At 53.0% G+C, this 1,733-nt stretch carries 1 rRNA gene; it reads left to right on the top strand.

Features of this window, described 5'->3' with window-relative positions:
* Positions 1-294 precede the first annotated feature (294 nt).
* Positions 295-1,733: ribosomal RNA gene (locus KRX12_RS10835) — 16S ribosomal RNA — on the top strand; the annotation flags it as partial.

The following is a 1,733-nucleotide window of genomic DNA, read 5'->3' on the forward strand; positions in this document are numbered from 1 at the left end:
TGTTGTTTGAGAACTCGATAGTGTGCCAGCTTTGTTTTGTTGATGTGTGCTGCTTTTGTTGTGGTGTGCGTGTTTGGTTGTGTGTGGATCAGGTGCCCTTGTGATTGGGGTTTGTTTGGTCGCATGTGATTTGATGCGTGTGCTGTTTTTTAGCAGTGTGTGTTGATGATTTTTTTGGGGGTGGGTTTTCCTCGTCGGATTCTGCCCCCTTGTTTTTTGTTTTTTTGCTAGTTTTGGGCTTTTCACGGAGCTTGTAGCTTTTTCTGATTGCACCTTTGTGGTGTTGATTGGTTTTTTGTGGAGAGTTTGATCCTGGCTCAGGACGAACGCTGGCGGCGTGCTTAACACATGCAAGTCGAACGGAAAGGCCCTAGTTTTGCTGGGGTACTCGAGTGGCGAACGGGTGAGTAACACGTGGGTGATCTGCCTTGGACTCTGGGATAAGCTTGGGAAACTGGGTCTAATACCGGATAGGACCATCGTTTAGTGTCGGTGGTGGAAAGATTTTTTTGGTTCAAGATGAGCTCGCGGCCTATCAGCTTGTTGGTGGGGTAATGGCCTACCAAGGCGTCGACGGGTAGCCGGCCTGAGAGGGTGATCGGCCACATTGGGACTGAGACACGGCCCAGACTCCTACGGGAGGCAGCAGTGGGGAATATTGCACAATGGGCGCAAGCCTGATGCAGCGACGCCGCGTGGGGGATGAAGGCCTTCGGGTTGTAAACTCCTTTCGGTACCGACGAAGCCTTTTTGGTGACGGTAGGTATAGAAGAAGCACCGGCTAACTACGTGCCAGCAGCCGCGGTAATACGTAGGGTGCGAGCGTTGTCCGGAATTACTGGGCGTAAAGAGCTCGTAGGTGGTTTGTCGCGTCGTCTGTGAAATCCCGGGGCTTAACTTCGGGCGTGCAGGCGATACGGGCATTACTTGAGTGCTGTAGGGGTAACTGGAATTCCTGGTGTAGCGGTGAAATGCGCAGATATCAGGAGGAACACCGATGGCGAAGGCAGGTTACTGGGCAGTTACTGACGCTGAGGAGCGAAAGCATGGGTAGCGAACAGGATTAGATACCCTGGTAGTCCATGCTGTAAACGGTGGGCGCTAGGTGTGGGGACTTTTCATGGTTTCTGTGCCGTAGCTAACGCATTAAGCGCCCCGCCTGGGGAGTACGGCCGCAAGGCTAAAACTCAAAGGAATTGACGGGGGCCCGCACAAGCGGCGGAGCATGTGGATTAATTCGATGCAACGCGAAGAACCTTACCTGGGCTTGACATGGACAGGATCGGCGTAGAGATACGTTTTCCTTTTTGGCTTGTTCACAGGTGGTGCATGGTTGTCGTCAGCTCGTGTCGTGAGATGTTGGGTTAAGTCCCGCAACGAGCGCAACCCTTGTCTTATGTTGCCAGCGCGTTATGGTGGGGACTCATGAGAGACTGCCGGGGTTAACTCGGAGGAAGGTGGGGATGACGTCAAATCATCATGCCCCTTATGTCCAGGGCTTCACACATGCTACAATGGTTGATACAACGCGATGCGAGCCTGTGAGGGTGAGCGGATCGCTTGAAAGTCAGTCTTAGTTCGGATTGGGGTCTGCAACTCGACCCCATGAAGTCGGAGTCGCTAGTAATCGCAGATCAGCAATGCTGCGGTGAATACGTTCCCGGGCCTTGTACACACCGCCCGTCACGTCATGAAAGTTGATAACACCCGAAGCCCATGGCCTAAGCCTTTTT

The sequence above is a fragment of the Corynebacterium sp. TAE3-ERU2 genome, from assembly GCF_019209955.1.
In the GTDB taxonomy this organism is placed as follows: domain Bacteria; phylum Actinomycetota; class Actinomycetes; order Mycobacteriales; family Mycobacteriaceae; genus Corynebacterium; species Corynebacterium megadyptis.